Annotated in this window: 12 protein-coding genes and 1 pseudogene; 3 read left to right on the top strand and 10 right to left on the bottom strand. The window is 70.9% G+C overall.

What is annotated here, in order from left to right:
- Positions 1-117 precede the first annotated feature (117 nt).
- Entirely contained in the window at positions 118-756 is a 639-nt protein-coding gene (locus tag AC07AL_RS06770; RefSeq protein ID WP_400845201.1) for a hypothetical protein, read from the bottom strand.
- A 640-nt stretch (positions 757-1,396) separates the two neighbouring features.
- On the opposite strand from AC07AL_RS06770, the gene AC07AL_RS06765 reads away from it, so the two are divergent.
- The 3 genes from AC07AL_RS06765 to AC07AL_RS06755 are packed head-to-tail and all read left to right on the top strand — an operon-like array spanning position 1,397 to position 4,482.
- A complete protein-coding gene (locus AC07AL_RS06765) occupies positions 1,397-1,777 on the top strand; it encodes a hypothetical protein (protein ID WP_400845204.1) in 381 nt (126 codons plus the stop codon).
- Between the two features lie 59 nt (positions 1,778-1,836).
- Complete coding sequence (locus AC07AL_RS06760) at positions 1,837-3,054, top strand: phosphatidylserine decarboxylase (RefSeq protein WP_363632989.1); 1,218 nt, start codon at positions 1,837-1,839, stop codon at positions 3,052-3,054.
- Between the two features lie 27 nt (positions 3,055-3,081).
- Positions 3,082-4,482: a S10 family serine carboxypeptidase-like protein gene (locus AC07AL_RS06755; RefSeq protein ID WP_363632991.1), complete on the top strand. Its 1,401-nt coding sequence runs from the start codon at positions 3,082-3,084 to the stop codon at positions 4,480-4,482.
- 118 nt (positions 4,483-4,600) lie between these two features.
- Here AC07AL_RS06755 and AC07AL_RS06750 read toward each other — a convergent pair whose 3' ends face one another.
- The 9 genes and pseudogenes from AC07AL_RS06750 to AC07AL_RS06710 all read right to left on the bottom strand — a co-directional run bounded on the left by AC07AL_RS06750 (position 4,601) and on the right by AC07AL_RS06710 (position 15,067).
- On the bottom strand, positions 4,601-5,791 hold the full coding sequence (locus tag AC07AL_RS06750; protein ID WP_400808094.1) for a hypothetical protein: 1,191 nt from the start codon (positions 5,789-5,791) through the stop codon (positions 4,601-4,603).
- A 123-nt stretch (positions 5,792-5,914) separates the two neighbouring features.
- Complete coding sequence (locus tag AC07AL_RS06745; protein WP_363586270.1) at positions 5,915-7,279, bottom strand: sugar porter family MFS transporter; 1,365 nt, start codon at positions 7,277-7,279, stop codon at positions 5,915-5,917.
- Positions 7,280-7,539: 260 nt separating this feature from the next.
- Positions 7,540-8,892: a phosphomannomutase/phosphoglucomutase gene (locus AC07AL_RS06740; protein ID WP_400808089.1), complete on the bottom strand. Its 1,353-nt coding sequence runs from the start codon at positions 8,890-8,892 to the stop codon at positions 7,540-7,542.
- A gap of 10 nt (positions 8,893-8,902) precedes the next feature.
- On the bottom strand, positions 8,903-10,093 hold the full coding sequence (locus AC07AL_RS06735; protein WP_363586272.1) for a glycosyltransferase family 4 protein: 1,191 nt from the start codon (positions 10,091-10,093) through the stop codon (positions 8,903-8,905).
- Positions 10,094-10,101: 8 nt separating this feature from the next.
- Positions 10,102-10,833 carry a nucleotidyltransferase family protein gene (locus AC07AL_RS06730; protein ID WP_363586273.1) on the bottom strand — a complete coding sequence of 244 codons (732 nt, stop codon included), beginning with the start codon at positions 10,831-10,833 and terminating at the stop codon, positions 10,102-10,104.
- An 11-nt stretch (positions 10,834-10,844) separates the two neighbouring features.
- Positions 10,845-11,828 (bottom strand): NAD-dependent epimerase/dehydratase family protein, encoded by a 984-nt coding sequence (locus tag AC07AL_RS06725; RefSeq protein WP_363586274.1) that lies wholly within the window; start codon positions 11,826-11,828, stop codon positions 10,845-10,847.
- A 270-nt stretch (positions 11,829-12,098) separates the two neighbouring features.
- Complete coding sequence (locus tag AC07AL_RS06720) at positions 12,099-13,154, bottom strand: hypothetical protein (protein ID WP_363586275.1); 1,056 nt, start codon at positions 13,152-13,154, stop codon at positions 12,099-12,101.
- Positions 13,155-13,507: 353 nt separating this feature from the next.
- Positions 13,508-13,649: pseudogene (locus AC07AL_RS06715) on the bottom strand (IS256 family transposase); the annotation flags it as partial.
- A gap of 8 nt (positions 13,650-13,657) precedes the next feature.
- On the bottom strand, positions 13,658-15,067 hold the full coding sequence (locus tag AC07AL_RS06710) for a TolB-like translocation protein (protein ID WP_363586276.1): 1,410 nt from the start codon (positions 15,065-15,067) through the stop codon (positions 13,658-13,660).
- Positions 15,068-15,201: the final 134 nt, after the last annotated feature.

Below are 15,201 nucleotides of genomic sequence, written 5' to 3'. Positions count from 1 at the left end.
CCCCCCGCCTCCCCCCCCCCTCCCCCCCCCCCCCACCCCCCCCCCGCCCCCCCCCCCCCCCCCCCCCCCCGGGACGTCGGGCGTTGCCCGGCCGGGGTGTGCCCGGTGGCGCTGGGCTCAGTAGCGCTGGGCCTTCACCACGACCGGGACCAGGGCCAGGTCGGCCGGCTGGCGGCTGAAGGCGATCGGACTGGCCTTCCCGCCCGGGGCCAGGTTCTCGGCGCCGACGATCGCCGAGTCGACGGCGTGGCCCGACGCATCGGTGAAGTCCACCTGGACCGCGTAGGACGCGGCCTCGCGGGTGCTGTTGACGATGGTCACGGCGGCGGCGTGGAGGCCGCCGGTGGTGGATCGCGGCACGCCGGTCAGGGTGATGTCGGAGGTGGCGTTGCCGGGGCCCTCCACGGTCTTGAGCACCTCGGTCGCCTTCGCCCGGTTCTGCGCGGCCTGCGCGTCCGCCGATGCCTCGAACGCCGAGGCGGCGGCCGCCGCCGAGGCCGAGCGCGCGGACGCCGCGGCCGAGGCCGACTCCAGCGCGGAGGCGAAGGCGGAGGGCGGCTCCCCGGAGAAGCTCGACGGGTTGGGCGCCTCCGACAGCGTCGCCCCCGCCGCGTTCGTCGGCGTCGCGGGCCCGGACGAGCTCCCGGATGAGCACGACGCCACGAGGAGGACGGCCGTTCCTGCCGCCGCGGCCAGGGCGCCCACTCTTCGCGGCAGCCGGGGGCCGCCGCCCTGGCTGGTGTACAGCGTACGCATCACGCACAACCCTCCGGTCATCCCGTCATCCGCTCGGCCGTCGGTGGGCACGTGCAAGCCCGCAGCCGCCCGGTTCGTGCTCTCCATGCTTTGTTCTGCACGCCCGGACCACGAGCGGTGCTGGGCCGTCCGGACGGCACGGAGCGATTCCAGCGGTCGGCGGCGGCCGGGCGACCCGCCGCCCGCGCCTGCCGGCACCAGCAGCAGCCGCCCGGGGGAGGCCGGCGCGAGGGCCGGGCGCAGCCGCAGCGCGAGCGGACCGCCGAGCACCGTCCCGGCGCCGGGGAAGCCGAGCAAGGGGCCCGGAAGGCCGTAGGCGTTCGGGCCGAGCCGGTCCGCCCGGATGTAGCCCGGTCGGGTTGAGCGGGGAATCGGCCGGTTCCGGGGAGGGTACGGAGTAGCGGACTTCGAAGCGGCGCCGGAAACGGCGGAGAGGTCAGGAGAACGCGGACGAGGGCGAAACCGCCGGATTCCGCGGAAAGCACCCGTAGTTGACGTTCCGTCCTACCGCCGCCGGCCATCGCGCGCGGTGTGTGCGGCTGTTGTGTGTCGTCCCCCTCGCGGCCTGTGTCGTGTGACTGTTCCCCCTTCCCCGCCGTGGCGCCCCCTCTGTTCCCTCCCCACGAAACCGGAGTACTGCATGCGTGTGCGAACGATGTTCGCCGCCTCCCTGGCCTGCGCCCTCCCGATCACCGGACTGACCGCCGCAGGCGGCGCCGCTGCCGCACAGTCGGTGAACGCGCAGTCGGTGAACGCGCAGCCCGTGCGGGCCGCGGCGGCCGTTCCCGACGACTGCCCGCCGCCGCCCGACGTCACCGAGTCGCCGATCACCGGGGTGTATTACTGCGACCAGGAGAGATTCGGGCCGGCGGCCATCCCGAACGACGAGCAGGAGTGGCTCGACCCGGACCTCGCGCCCGCAGGGCTCGAGGGCGGCTACAAGGTCAACAACCTCATCGCCAAGGGCTACCTCAGCGAACTCCCGGCAGAGCGGTGCAACGTCACCCCCACCGGTTCCTGACCGGCCCGCATCGCCCGAAAGGGCCGGGCTCGACACTTCCATCAGAAGGAGACAACGCAATGGCGAACCAAGAAGAGCCGTACTCGAACGACCTGGACGAGCTGCTCGCGAAGGTCAGGCGGTGGTACCAGGAGGACCACGAGGGCTTCAGGACCATGTACGACGCCACGGTCAAGCACGTGGTGCCGTACCCGGCCGACACCCCGGAGCGGGTGCAGTGCGACTGGAAGGACCAGAACGTCGACTTCCTGTGTACCTTCCTCACGGAGTGGTACAACTCGCAGCCCGGGCTCCACGAAGGGCTGGACTACATCGAGAAGTTCAGCTGGATCAACTACGAGAACGACTACGGCATGGTCTTCGTGACCAGCGGCCCGGGGCGCAAGATCCTCGCGGACTTCACGCACCTGCAAGGCCTGCAGATGGACTCGCCGGAGTCGAAGGTGCTCATCAAGAAGTGGCGCGACCAACTCGGCCGACACATGGAGGACTTCCAGGAGCCCGAGGGTGGCTGGAAGAACTTCAACGAGTTCTTCGCCCGGGAACTCAAGGACCCGTCGCGGCGGCCGATCGACGCCAGGACCGACAAGAGCGTGGTGGTCGCCCCGGCCGACTGCGTCATCAACATGATCGTCGACGACCTGACCGAGAACACGCCGATCCCGGTCAAGACGGTGACCATGAACGTCAGGCAGCTGCTCGACGACTCCGACTACGCCCAGAGGTTCATCGGCGGCACGGCGGTGTCGTGCATCCTGATGCCCGACGGCTACCACTGGTACCACACCCCGGTGGCGGGCGAAGTGGTCGAGGCCCGCGACCTCGTCCCCGGTGTCTACTACGGGATGCGGGACTTCCCCGAACTGCTCAACAAGGGGAACGTCGGCTACGGCTACGACTACGAGATGTTCGACGACTTCCGCCGGGGATACCTCGTCTACCGCACGGACTACCTGGACGCCAACGGACGCAAGGCCGGCGAGGGGTACGTCGGGCAGGTGATCGTCGGTCTCAACTCGATCGCCTCCGTCAACTTCGAGGAGAAGTTCCGGGGTTCGCTCGACGAGCCGGTCAAGGTGGACAAGGGCGAGCGCGTCGGGAACTTCATGTACGGCGGCTCGCTGAACATCCTGCTGTTCGAGAAGAACCGCTTCCCCGCGCTGCAACTGCTCCAGGGCCAGCGCATCGGCGTCCTGGAGCAGGTGGAACGGACCGAAGGGCTGTTCACCGGCCTCTACCACACGCCGTCCCGGCGCCGCCGCCCCCTGGCTCCCTGAGCCCGCTGCCGAACGGACGGTGAAACCATGCCCTCAGACCTCGTCACCTCGATTCCGGCGAACATCCCCAACACCCTGCGCATCGACTTCCACACCGAGGACACCAAGAAGGTCCGCTCGTACGCCGGACACGTGCACCTCGACAGCACCGAGCACCGGCACCCGCAGAAGAAGAACCACCTGTTCTACTGGTTCTTCGAGAGCCAGACCTGCAACCCCCACGTCGCCGTCCACGACCAGCAGGAGCTGATCAGCCGGACGCCCCTGCTGATCTGGCTCAACGGCGGCCCCGGCGCCTCCTCGCTGCTCGGGCTGTTCCTGGAGAACGGACCGCTGTCCATCGGCGACGACGCCGCCGGAACGGTGTCGGTCTCGCCCCACAGCTGGAACCAGGAAGCGCACGTCGTCTTCTGGGACCAGCCCATCGGCACCGGGTACAGCTACGCCGACGACGCCCTGGAGTACGTCCGGGACGAGGAGGCCCTCGGCCGGATGTTCTGCGACGCCCTCCAGGGGTTCCTCGACGCGCACCCGGAGTACGCGCAGTGCCCGCTGTACGTCTGCGGCGAGAGCTACGCCGGCAAGTACGTGCCGGCGATCGCGCTGGAGATCGACGCGCGGAACACGGAGAACGCGGGCGGGCGCATCAACTTGCAGGGCATCGCCGTCGGCAACGGCTGGATCAAGCCCGAGCTGTCACTGCGCGTCCTGATCGACTACGCCTACGCGGCCGGCTTCCTCGGCATCAGCCAGAAGGAAGCCCTGGAGAAGTCCTACCAGGACTTCAAGAGCACCCTCGACGCGGGAGACCTGGAGGGGGCCACCGAACTCGGCAACGACCTGGTGGCCACGACCCTGGCCTACGGCGGGAACTTCGACGTCTACGACGTGCGGCGCTGGGACGACCTGTCGATGGGGGCGCTGCGCACCTATCTGAACAGCGCGGACGTGAAGGAGGCCCTGCACGTCCCGCCGAACGTCACCTGGCAGTGCGCCGACAACGAGGGTCCGGTGGCGGAAGCGCTGGTGCGGGACAACATGGCGGACTGCACCGGGCAGTACGCCCAGATCATCGAAAGGGGATACCGGACCCTGCTCTACACCGGGAACTTCGACGCCGCCTGCGGGTACCGGAGCACCGAGGAGATCCTGGACGACCTCATGACACGAGAGGGCGAGCAGGCGGAGTGGCGCAACGCTCCCCGGCTGGTCTGGACGCAGGCCCAGGGGAACCCGAAGGGATTCGTCCGCCGCCACGGCAACCTGACGCAGGTCAGCGTGCCCGACTCCGGACACCAGGTGCCGGCGTACCAGCCGGAGATCTGCCGGGAGCTGCTCTACAACTGGCTCTTCGAACGCCCCTTCCCCGGTTACGACCCGCAGCAGGCGCGCAAGCAGAGCGGCGACGGCGGCCTGCGCAGAGGCTGACCGCACCGTCGGGGTCGCCCCTGCCCCCGCTCCCCGCTGCTCGGGGGGCGGGGGCGGCGGAGCCGGCCGCACGACTCGGGCGGTCGCCCGCCGTCCCCGGCGGGGCGGTGAGGTGCGGTCAGAGGAGCCGGTCGCGGTGGCGGGCGGCGGTTTCGCGGACGAGACGGGCGAAGTTCTCGCGGCTGTGGTGCCGGTGCTGTTCGGCCCGTTCGTCGTCCAGGTCCGCGTCGTCCGGGCCCGCGTCGGCCAAGCCTGCGTCATCGGTGCCGAGGTGCTCTTCGTCGAGGTCGTCGTACTCGGTGTGGAGGACCCAGCAGCCGTGGATGCCGGCGAGGAGGTCTTCGAGGAGGTCGCGGGCGGGGCGCCTGGGGTCGAGGGGGGTGAGGCGCAGGCCGGTGTCCTCCGGGTCGGTCTCCTCGTCGTCGGTGTAGTCCTCGGTGTAGTCGTCGAGGGCCCCGTCGAGGTCTTCGAGTTGTTCGCGCAGGCCGGCGGGGTCGGGGAGGAGGCCGTCGGCGATGTGGAGGGCGTGGCGGACGAGGCCGGTGACGGCGTCGTGGGGGGTGTGGCCGGCGTCGAGGAGTTCGAGGACGAGGGTGGGGGTCTGGTGCGGGAGGTCCTCGATGCTGTCGGCTTCGAGCAGGACGGCGGTGGCGTCGTGGCCGGAGGCGCCGGCGGCGACCTCGGCCGCGGCGGCGAGCCAGTGCGCGGCCGCGACGGCGGCGGCGGTCGGGTCGACGTCGGAGAAGAGGGCGAGGGAGCCGAAGGGGTTCTGCTCCAGCAGGTGGTCGGCGGCGGCGACCTGGACGGGGGAGGCGTCCTCGCGGCTGAGCAGGACGGCCTGCTGGGCGCGGCCGGTGAGGTTGCCGAGTTCGGCGCTCTCGACGGCGGTGAGTTCGGTGACGGTCTCGGCGAGGACGGCCTTCGTCAACTCGGCTTCGTCGAGGGCGTGCAGGGCGCGGCCGGCCTGGTGGGCGGATTCCAGCAGGGGACTGTAGGAGACGGTGAGCAGGCCGCCGTGGGGCAGGTTCGGCGCGGCCACGGCCTCGGCGACCTCGCTGAAGGTGTCGCGTTCCTGCTCGCGGCGCCAGCCTTCGGTGTCGGGTTCGAGGGAGCCGGCAGCGCTGGCGGGGTGGGTGTAGGTGCGCCAGGCCGCCTCCGACAGGCGGGTCAGCGCGCCGGCCAGGCGCAGGAGCGTGGCGCCGGCCGCGTCGGTCGGGAGGGCGGTGATCCGGGTGGCGAGGTCGCCTTCGCCGGTTCCCCAGGTGGCGATGAGCTCGTGCCGGTTCGGGTCGACGCTGTAGCGGGTCATGATGCCTACCTTCGGGGACGCGCGGCTGATTGCTCGGCTGACGGCAATTCTGGCGCATCGTCAGGTGGCGGCGGGTGAAGCCCAGCCCGGGCGCGAGCGCAGGAGTCTCGCGCCCGGTCCCGTTCACAGCAGCAGACGGCCACGGGTTTCGGGCATCCAGCGGGCCAGGGCCAGGGCGGACGCCGCGCTGATCGCCGCGTACACACCGAACGCCCCGCCGAGCGACAGCTCCTGCACGAGGGGGAGGAACGTGGTCGCCACGACGAAGTCGGTTCCCCAGTGGGCCGCGGTGGCCAGACTCATCAGGACTCCGCGGGCACCCGCCGGGTAGATCTCGGCGATGTAGACCCAGAAGACGGCAGCAGGGCCCACCGCTCCCGCCATGATGAAGACGCACAGCAGCGCTGCGGTCGGCGCCCCCGTGTGCCCGAGCGGCTGTGCCACCGCGATGCCGACGGCCGCGACCGCCATGACCAGCAGCCCTCCGATCATCGTCTTCCGGCGGCCGACCCGGTCGAGCAGGGCGATGGTGACGACGGTGGCGGCCACGTTGCACAGTCCGACCAGGACAGCTCCCCGGATGCCTCCGGCAGCGGTCATGCCGCTTCCGCCCAGGATGGTCGGCACGTAGTAGATCGCGGTGTTCAGACCGGTCAGATGGACCAGGACGGCGATCGCCAGTCCCAGCGCGACCCAGCGGGGACCGGCCAGCGCGCAGGCCTGCCGGAGGCTCGCAGCGGGGGCGGCGGTGGGCCGTGCGACGGTTGCGGTCGCGGGGCCGGCGGTGGGCCGTGCGGCGGTCGCCGTCGCGGGGCGGCCACCGGGGCGCGCGGCTGTGCCGCCCGGGGCGGGCGGGGACAGGCGCCGGGCGGCGCTCGCCGCCCGGGCGGTGTCTCCCCTGGAGTGCAGCCAGTCCGGCGACTCGGGCACCAGGCACATGCCGGCCATCAGCACGCACGCGGGCAGGAGCCCGAGAGCGAGCATCCAGCGCCAGGCCCCCGCGGGTTCCAGGAGATAGGCCACCACGTAGGACAGCAGGAGCCCGATCGTGATCATGAGTTGGTTCAGTGTGACGAGCGCGCCGCGTCGGGCGGGCGGAGAGATCTCGGAGATGTACAGCGGGACCGCGAACGAGACGGCCCCCAGGGCGAGTCCGACGAGGAACCGCCCGGTGAGGAGCGCGGTGGAGCCCGAGGCCGCCGCCGAAGCCGCCGTTCCGAGGGCGTACACGGCCGCGGCGGCGCCGATGACCGGTCGGCGCCCGAACCTGTCCGCCAGCCGCCCGCTGGTGAGGGCGGTGAGCGCCGCGCCGAGGAGGGCGGCCGACACGACCGCTCCCTGCTGCCACGACGACAGGGCGAAGGTGGTGGCGACCAGCCGCAGGACTCCGGCGATCACCCCGATTCCGTAGCCGAACAGCAGCCCTCCGACGGAGGCGACGCCCACGGTCAACAGCCGCGCGGTGCCCGGGGGGACGGGCGCCGTCATGGCGAGACCCCTGCGCCGCCGCCGACATGGTCATAGGACGGGGCCAAGCCCATGGGATGCCCTTCTTCGAAGTGCCGTAGGCAGGGGTGGGGCGAGGCCGGGTCAGGCCGCCGGGAATCCGCCGCCCACGCCGATGACCGCCCCGCCCCCGGGCACCGAGCCGAGATGATCACCCGCTTCGCAATCCGGGAGCAGACTACCGGCGTCACCGGCCGACCGGCCACAACCTGAGCACGCCCCGACGCACCGTCAGAAACGTCTTATGGTCGGATCAACGCGAGGACCTCGTCCCGGAGGTGCTCCATGGTCTCCTGGTCGTGCGCCTCCACGTTGACCCGAAGGACCGGTTCGGTGTTCGAGGGACGCAGGTTGAAACGACTTCCGCCCGGCAGGCCGACCGTCAGACCGTCGAGCCGGTCCGTGGTCACCCCGGCCCGGTGCCGGTAGCGCTCCTCCACCTCCCGGATCGTGGCCGGGACGTCGGCGACGACGCAGTTGAGTTCACCGGACAGCGCGAAGCGACTGTGCGCGGCGATCACGGCGGACAGCGGCCGGTCCTGTCCGCCGAGGGCGGCCAACACGTGGAGCGCGGCGAGCATGCCGCTGTCGGCACGCCAGAAGTCCCTGAAGAAGTAGTGCCCGGAGTGCTCTCCGCCGAACACGGCGTTGTGCTGCGCCATGAGCGCCTTGACGTGGGAGTGCCCCACGCGGGACCGGAAGGGGCGTCCGCCGTGGCGGCGGATGCTCCGCACCGTGGCCTCCGCGGTGATCAGGTTGTACACGATGGCCGAGCCGGGGTGCCGTGCCAGCTCCCGGCCTGCGATCAGGCTGATGACGGCGGACGGCGAGACCGGCTGACCGCCTTCGTCGACGAAGAAGCAACGGTCGGCGTCACCGTCGAAGGCGAGTCCGATGTCGGCCCCCTGCCTGCGGACCTCGGCCTGGAGGTCGACGAGGTTCCTGGGGTCGATGGGGTTGGCCTCGTGGTGGGGGAACGTGCCGTCGAGTTCGAAGTAGAGCGGGACGAGGTCGACGGGCAGGCCCGCGAAGACCTCCGGGGCGGTCAGGCCGGCCATGCCGTTGCCCGCGTCGGCGACGACCCTGAGGGGCCGGATCCCGGTGAGGTCGACGAGCTGCCGCAGGTGTGCCGCGTACTCCTTGAGGAGTGGTCTTTCCGTACGGGTGCCGCGGGACGCGGCGGGTGCGGCGCGTTCCCCCGCGACGAGCCAATCGCGGATCCGGCCGAGGCCCGTGTTCTCCCCCAGGGGGGCCGCGCCGCTCAGGCACAGCTTGATGCCGTTGTCCTTCGCGGGGTTGTGGCTGGCGGTGATCATGGCGCCGGGAAGTCCGAGCGATCCACTGGCGTAGTAGAGGTAGTCGGTGGAGCCGAGCCCGGCGTCGATGACGTCGGCACCGGCCCGGCGGGCGCCGTCGCTGAACGCCCGCACCAGCATGGCCGAGGAAGGGCGCATGTCTCTGGCCACCACCACCTGCGGGGCGTTGGTGAAGCGGATGAACAGGCCGCCGATGCGTTCCGCGACCTCGCCGTCGAGTTCGGCGGGGACTTCCCCGCGGATGTCGTAGGCCTTGACCAGTCGCGCGTAGTCGGACACGGTCACCCCTTCACGAGGTCGGGGCCGCGGACGCCGACTGCCGGCGACGCGCCATGGCCACCCGGTAGCCGTCCAGGGTGTCCGCGACCATCCTGCGGCTGCTGAACTCCCGTTCCGCCGTGGTGTACGCGTTGGCCGCGAGCTCGGCGGCCAACGCCTCGTCGGTGAGCACCCGCAGTATCCCTTCGGCCAGTGCGGGCGGGTCGGCCGCCGGCACGAGCAGGCCGTCGACGCCGTCGGTGATGACGTCGCTGATGCCGATGACGCGGGTGCCGACGACGGGCTTGCCGGCGCGCATCGCCTCGACCACGCTGAACGGAAGTCCCTCCGCCAGGGAGGGCTGGACCACCAGATCCGCCGCAGCGTAGACGGCGGGCATCGTCTCGGCCCCGAAGTCCTGGCGGAGGGTGACCAGTTCTGCCACACCGCCGCGTTCGAGCCGGTCCCACACGCTCTTCTCGTACGCGTAGTCCGAGACCCTCCCCGACAGGAGCACCCGCACCTCGGGCAGCTCCGCCGCGACCAGGGGCAGTGCCGCGGCCAGGTCGAGCTGGGCCTTGCGGGCGGACATCCGGCCCGGGAGGACGACCAGCCGTTGGTCGGGGGCGACGCCGAGTTCGGCGCGCAGCGCGGAGCGCAGGTTCCGGGCCACGTCGTCCGGCGGGGCGTCGGGAACGCCGTTGTGGACGAGCCTGATGCGGTCGGCCGGGGCGCCGAAGCGGGCGGCGCGCTCGGCGAAGAAGCGGCTGGGGACGAAGTGCATGTCGACGGGGAGGGTCTGGTACGACAGGCGGCACCGGCCACGGCCGAACCGCTCCAGGTCGGGGTTCTGCTCGTGCAGTGAGCACACCAGTGCGGCGTCCGTTTCGAGCGCCACGATGCTCGCGAGGATCAGCGTCTCATGGCTGTTGGCGTGGACGACGTCGAAGCTCTCGCCCTGGAGCACGGCCCCGAGTTCGTCGAGGACGGAGTACTGCATCTGCCGCCATCTCACCTTGTCCCGCGCGTCCACGCGGTCCGCGAAGTCGCGCAGCCGCACGACCCTCCCCGCGTCCTCCTCGCGGTCCCCGGGCAGGTGGTCCAGCCACGACCCGTCGGTCGCGATGACGACGTCGTGGCCGTCGGCCACCAGCCCTTCGCACAACAGCCGGGCATAGGTCTCGGCCCCGCCGTGCAGGGGTTCGTAACTGGAGGTCAGCATCAGGACTTTCATCGGTCCGCCCTTTCGGTGAGCCAGGGAATGAGCCCACGGCCGGCGTCCTCGCCGGCCTCGCGCAGCGAATCGGGAGTGCCCACGTCCCGCCAGTAGCCGGTGAGCCGGTGCGCCCCCACGCGTTCGCCGGCGGCCATCAGCGCGGGGGCGAGTTCCCTGGCGTAGTCGTAGACGACGTCCTCGGGGATGTGCGCGATGACGCGGGGGTCCAGGCAGTAGACCCCGGCGCTGATCCAGTGCGTCTCGTCGTCGGGGACGTCGGGCTTCTCCCGGGCGCCGCGGATCCGACCACCGGGGTCGATGTCCAGCACGCCGTAGCGGCGGGCCTGCCGGATCCGCGTACAGGCGAACGTCAGGGCGTACCCTCCGCGCGTGTGCGCGTCGACGAGCCGTTGGAGCGGCTCGCCCATGATGACGTCGCAGGAGGTGACGAGCACGGCGTCGAAGGCGGCCAGTTCCTCGTGGAACAGCCGCAGCGCCCCGGCGGGCCCGGTGAGGCGGGGCTCGGTCCGGGCGTGGACGGGCACCTTCACCGTGGTGCCGTCGAGGAAGCGAAGGACCTGCTCGGCCTGGTAGTGCAGATTGAGGTAGACGTCCGTGACGTCGGTCTCGGCACACCGGTCCAGCAGGTGTCCCAGCAGCGGCTTGCCCGCCAGGGGCAGGAGCGGCTTGGGCGTCCGGGCGGTGAGTGCTCCCATCCGGCTGCCGCGCCCGGCTGCCAGGATCATCCCCGCCAGCCTCATCCGGTCTGCCCCGCCTCGGCGGAGTCCGTCTTCTGGAGGGGGCGTGCGGTCAGCCAGGACACGACGGAGTCGACCCCGTCCTCCAGCGTCGTCCCGGCGGTCCAGCCCAGCTGGGCCTGGGCGCGGGAGGGATCCAGACACCCCCTGCGCACTTCTCCCGCCAGCGGCGGCCCGAAGCGGGGCGGCAGCGAACGGCCGGTCCGCTTCTCGACCGCCTGATGGATGTCCAGGACCGAACTCTCCTGGCCCTTACCGATGTTGATCAGACCGTGCCCCTGGTCCATGGCCCGCACGAACGCATCGGCCACGTCGCTCACATGCACGTAGTCGCGGGTCTGCAGGCCGTCCCCGTTGATGACGCAGGTCTGCCCGGAGAGCATGCGCTGCGCGAAGATGGAGACGACTCCCGCCTCACCGAACGGGGTCTGGCGGGGGCCGAAGACGTTGCCGAGGGCGAGCGCGACGTAGTCCAGGCCGTAGGTCTCGTGGTAAAGGCGCAGGTAGTCGACGGCGACGGACTTGGTCAGCCCGTAGAAGGAACTGGGCACCCGGCCCGCGGACTCCTTGATGGGCACCCCGTCCTCACCGGCGGGCCCGTAGATCGTCCCGCCGCTGGAGGCGAACACGACCTTGCGGCTCCGGCTGCGCCGCGCCGCTTCGAGCATCCGGACCAGGCCGATGACGTTGACCTGGGCGTCCAGCAGGGGATCCCGCATCGACACCTTCACGCTGAACTGTGCGGCCAGCAGCAGCAGCACCTCGGGCGCGAAGGCCTCCACCGCGGCCGCGGTGGACTCGTCGACCACGTCGGCCGTGAGAACGCTCAACTCGGGCCAACGGGCCTCGCTCTCGGCGAGATTGGCCCGATCGCCGGTGGAGAAGTCGTCCACCACCAGGACGCGGTGTCCCTGTGCACACAACCGGTCGACGATGTGCGAGCCGATGAACCCGCCGCCACCCGTGACGACAACCTTGCTCATGCCTTGGTCTCCTCTCGTGGTTCGCCAATGTGGTTCACATCCGGATCCGCCGGATCACGCCGGCGGATCCGCGTAGCCGCACCGCAGCCGGACGTCGTCCTGGAGGATGCGCGGGCCGTCGGCTGCCGGGGACACGACCGGGATCGCCGCGGTGGCGGCGGCCGTGTCCCCGGCCCGCACGACACGGTCGGGGAAGTGGCCGGGGCGCGACGCCCGAGTGGCCGTGAGTTCCTCTCCCGATGTCTTCCTGACTTTCGGCCCTCCAGGCCCTTACGCGGCGCCCTTCTTGATGCGGTATCCGATCGCCGTCACGGGGTTGTCGACGAACATGCGGTGAACCGCCGTGTCATCGAATCCGATGGAGAGAATGTTCTGCCGCTGCTGCTCATAACCGCTCGACCCCGCTGCCACGGCCCCGTCGTCACGCAGCCACAGCGGATTGTGGTCACTCCGGGAAAGCGGCTCCTGAGCCATCGTGGCGACCTCGGTGTGGTCGGTCAGCGCGATGAGGCGGTCCACGCCCAGGTATTCGACGGTGCGCCGGCAGATTTCGAGGTCGACGTGGTACCCGTCGAAGTTGATGCACGGGTACAGGAGGGACTCGCGTGCGGAGCGCAGCATTTCGGCTGGAACAGGGCCGAGCAGTTCCCGGAGGTCGGTCTCGTTCCAGTCGGGATCGAGCACCCGCCGCAGTTCGACTTCGCGGTTGACCCGCTCCTGCGGCGTGCGCCAGGAATGCGTGAAGTTCCGCGGGGTGTCGTTGTACAGATGGTCGGTCAGGACCAGGTACGGGGAGGAGTCGTAGCGGCTGTGCAGGAATTCGAGCACTTCCCGCAGTCGGACGGCGCTGCGCTCGGGCGCCTCTCGGTGGAAGTGCCCCACGGCGATCCGGAGCCCCTGCTCGTAGAAGCTGGTGAGCAGGTCGGCGAAGGTGGGACCGGCGTCGATGCGCTCGTCCAGGGCCATGGCGTCGGGCGCCATCACGATGTAGCGCAGGCCGAGCGGGCCGAGGGACGCGATGACGTCCCACTCCTTCGCCGACGGGAACCACCGTCCGGCCCGCGGTATCCCTCCCTGCGGCCCGAGCAGCGGGCCCTCGATCGCGAAACCGGCGATGTTGGGAACCGCGTTCGCCTGTTCGAGCCGGTGGTACTCCTGGAGGACCTCCACCAGGCGGGGGAGATTCTCCCGCCGCAGGTAGACGGTCGGCAGAATTCCGTACTCACGGGATTCCGCAGCCTTCTGGACCTCGGGGAGGTCCTCGGGCGAGATGGTCGAGAAATCGAAGTCATCGATTCCGTGGAAGTGGTAGAGAAGGGCCTTCACTTTTACCCTCGTTCCGTCTCGGACTATTCCTTGGACGGTTGGATTGGGTGCCGTCTCCACAGCTACGGCTATCGACTTCCTGAGGCTTTTCTCATTGTCACGATCGACCTCACGAGTCGTCGCCTGGAGCAGCACGTCCTGCTGCACGCTCCGTGGACTGGCCTGCGGATAACACGGCAGTGCCAAAAGAACGGAGACTGTACGTACAAGCATCCGTCGCCCGAGGGGTGATGAAAACAGAATCCTCGACAGTGTCCTGAAGTCACTGCGGCCTGGCGCACCTTGGTGCCTTGACAGTGGCCTTACAATTCGGGGTAAGTATGTGGTGATTATGTGCTGGCGACGCCGGGCGGCACGGTTTTCGCCCGGGGGCTGTTACGGGTGTTGCCGTTGTTCCTCCCCGCCGGATCATGCTTTTCGCGGCCGGGATGACCGGTGATCTGGGCCTTCACCGGCGGATTCCGGAACCCGCCTGGTCAGCACCCGTAACAGCCCGTCCGGCGTCAGTGCGTGAGGAGCCGGCGGAGGAAGACGTCCGGGACGTGGTTGGTGTCGCCGGGGACGAGGGTGCCGTCCTCGGAGGTGAACAGCACGGCGCTGCCGGAGGCGTCGGTGTACGGGTTGTCCGAGGTGCCGGTGCTCGCGGTGCCGTCCTCGGCCGCGCCGGCGAGTTCGACGGCTCCGGTGGCGAGGTCGCGGCGGAACACGTTCTGCTGCCCGCCGTCGACGCCGGGGACGAGGTTGCCGGCGTCGGAGACGAAGTAGACCCAGCGGTCGTCGTAGGACATGGTGCCGCGGCCGGCGGAGCCGACCGTGGTGGTGCCGGGTAGCGGGGTGGTCACCCTGGTCACGGTGCCGGTGCGCAGGTCGCGGGTGTAGAGCTCCTGGTGGCGGCCGAGGATCGGCCCGCCGGGCGCGTCGAGGGTGTAGACGGCGTACCGTCCGTCGGGGCTGAGGGTGGCGTCCAGGCCGGTGTTGGCGAGCAGGCCGGCGGGGTCGGTGCTCGCGCCGCTGATCACCCCGGTGTGCTGGTCGAACACGTAGAAGGGGTAGGAGGCGTGCCCGAGGATCGCGGGGGAGCCGCCGTGGCTCCCGTGGTCTTCGTGGCCTTCGGGGGTTGTGGGGGCTGCGGGGGTCTGGGCGGGAGCCGGAAGCAGGTTGTACGCGCGGGACTTGAAGCCGATGACGCGGCCGTCGGCGCTGATCGAGGGCAGGTAGGAGTCGCCGTTGCCCGGTTTGCCGTTCACCCCGAGGGTGACCAGGCGGGTGGTGCCCTCCCGGCGGTCGGTGACGTAGATGTTCTCCTTGGTGAACGTGCCGACCGGCGCGAGGTCCGTCCGGGAGGAGGAGAAGGCCACGAAGCGGCCGTCCCAACTGGCCACCGCGTCACGGGAGATGCGGCCGTCCTGGCCGGTGGCCGCCGGGTCGCCGGCGGTGATCAGCTCGGTGACGCCGTCCCGGAGGTCGCGGAGGTAGACCTCCCCGCCGCTGTTGGCCCGGTGGCCGGGGAGCACGTTGGTGGCCTTGGTGTTGAACGTGACGAAGCGGCCGTCGCCGCTGATCGACGCCTGGGTGGTGGGGGCGTCGAGCTGGGCGCCGTCCGCGCCGACGCTGACGCGTTGGGTGCGGCCGGTGTGCAGGTCCCGGACGAAGACGTCCGTCGCCCCGTTGGTGTCGCCGGGCACCAGGTTGGTCGCGTCCGAGGAGAACAGCGCGTAGCGACCGTCGGCGCTCAGCCCCAGGGCGGCGGACGCGCCGTCCGGCTGGGTGCCGTCGAGGCCGACGCTCACCCGGACGATCCCGCCCGTGCGCGGATGCGCTTCGGCGGCTGGTGCGGCGAGGCCGGCCAGTACGGCGGCGAGCAGGGCGCAGCCGCCGCGCAGCAGTCCGCGCCGGGGTCGTGTGGTGGTCATGAGGTGGGGTCCTCCCCTTGGTGGGTGACGACGGCGGGGGGGGGGGGGGGGGGGGGGGGGGGGGGGGGGGGGGGGGGGGGGGGGGGGGGGGGGGGGGGGGGGGGGGGGGGGGGTGGGTGTTTGGGCCGTGTTTG

This window comes from Kitasatospora sp. NPDC043949, assembly GCF_056435365.1.
Note: the sequence above shows the minus strand (reverse complement) of the source record. Positions and strands in the feature narration are given on the sequence as shown.

Excerpts from the sequence above, each read along its gene's own strand:
- AC07AL_RS06745 (WP_363586270.1), bottom strand. The coding sequence starts at position 7,279 with ATGACGGCGCCCGTCCCCCCGGGCACCGCGCGGCTGTTGACCGTGGGC.
- AC07AL_RS06735 (WP_363586272.1), bottom strand. The coding sequence starts at position 10,093 with ATGCTGACCTCCAGTTACGAACCCCTGCACGGCGGGGCCGAGACCTAT.
- AC07AL_RS06760 (WP_363632989.1), top strand. The coding sequence starts at position 1,837 with ATGGCGAACCAAGAAGAGCCGTACTCGAACGACCTGGACGAGCTGCTC.
- AC07AL_RS06765 (WP_400845204.1), top strand. The coding sequence starts at position 1,397 with ATGCGTGTGCGAACGATGTTCGCCGCCTCCCTGGCCTGCGCCCTCCCG.
- AC07AL_RS06710 (WP_363586276.1), bottom strand. The coding sequence starts at position 15,067 with ATGACCACCACACGACCCCGGCGCGGACTGCTGCGCGGCGGCTGCGCC.
- AC07AL_RS06770 (WP_400845201.1), bottom strand. The coding sequence starts at position 756 with ATGCGTACGCTGTACACCAGCCAGGGCGGCGGCCCCCGGCTGCCGCGA.
- AC07AL_RS06755 (WP_363632991.1), top strand. The coding sequence starts at position 3,082 with ATGCCCTCAGACCTCGTCACCTCGATTCCGGCGAACATCCCCAACACC.
- AC07AL_RS06725 (WP_363586274.1), bottom strand. The coding sequence starts at position 11,828 with ATGAGCAAGGTTGTCGTCACGGGTGGCGGCGGGTTCATCGGCTCGCAC.
- AC07AL_RS06730 (WP_363586273.1), bottom strand. The coding sequence starts at position 10,833 with ATGATCCTGGCAGCCGGGCGCGGCAGCCGGATGGGAGCACTCACCGCC.
- AC07AL_RS06750 (WP_400808094.1), bottom strand. The coding sequence starts at position 5,791 with ATGACCCGCTACAGCGTCGACCCGAACCGGCACGAGCTCATCGCCACC.